This is a genomic window from Streptomyces sp. WAC06614 (assembly GCF_003949795.1).
In the GTDB taxonomy this organism is placed as follows: Bacteria; Actinomycetota; Actinomycetes; order Streptomycetales; family Streptomycetaceae; genus Streptomyces.
Genome location: NZ_RPRY01000717.1, coordinates 1 through 996 on the forward strand (window position 1 = coordinate 1; position 996 = coordinate 996).

1 protein-coding gene is annotated in these 996 nt (G+C 76.6%); it reads left to right on the forward strand.

The annotated features are described in order from the left end of the window. Window positions 1-817 (forward strand): PD-(D/E)XK nuclease family protein (locus tag EF918_RS36090; protein WP_148141371.1); only part of this gene is annotated, 817 nt, incomplete at its 5' end. Between the last annotated feature and the right edge of the window lie 179 nt (window positions 818-996).

A 996-nucleotide genomic window follows, 5' to 3' on the forward strand; every position in this document is an offset into this window, starting at 1 on the left:
CGGGATGCCCGGCCCGCCGCGGCCCGGGCATCCCGGGCCGCGGCGGGCCGCCGGGGCCGGGGACGCCGGTGGGGGGTTGGCTCCGGAGGAGGTGCGGGTCGTGGCTTCCTGGGACCGGGACCTCGACGCGCTGGAGCGCGAGCTGCGCGCGTCCCGCGCCGGGACGCGCGAGGTCGAGCTGCCCGCGGCGCTGTCCGCCAGTGACCTGCTCCGGCTCGCCGCCGACGAGCAGGCCTTCGCCCGCGAGCTCGCCCGCCCGATGCCCAGGCCGCCCCAGCCGGCCGCCCGCCAGGGCACCCGCTTCCACGCCTGGGTGGAGTCCCGCTTCGACGAGCTCCCCCTCCCGCTCCTCGACGTCCTCGACCCCGCCACCGAGCTCCCCGGCTCCGACCAGGAGGTCGCCGACGCCCACGACCTCGACGGCCTCAAGGCCGCCTTCGAGCGCGGCCCGTACGCCGACCGCACCCCGTACCGGATGGAGGTCCCGGTCCAGGTCACCCTGGCCGGCCGGGTCGTCCGCGGCCGGATCGACGCCGTCTACGCCACCCCCGACGGCGGCTACGAGATCGTCGACTGGAAGACCGGCCGCACCACCCAGGCCGACCCCCTCCAGCTCGCCGTCTACCGCCTCGCCTGGGCCGAGGCCACCGGCACCCCCCTGCGCAAGGTCACGGCCGCGTTCCTGCACGTCCGCAGCGGCCGCGTCATCCGCCCCCGCCGGCTCCCGGGACGGGCCCGACTGGAGGCGATTCTCCGGGGCGAAGCTCACAAAAAGGACCAGCCGCACCCGCGAAGTGCCCACTCCTCGGACAGCTAGGCTCGTAGCCATGAGCCACACCCCGGACAGCGCCGTCCGCCAGTACATCGCCACGCACCGCGCCGCCTTCCTCGACGACCTCGCCGACTGGCTGCGCATCCCCTCCGTCTCGGGCCGGCCCGAGACGGAGGGGATGCGCAGCCAGTCGGCGAGGTCGTCGAGGAAGGCGGCGCGGTGCG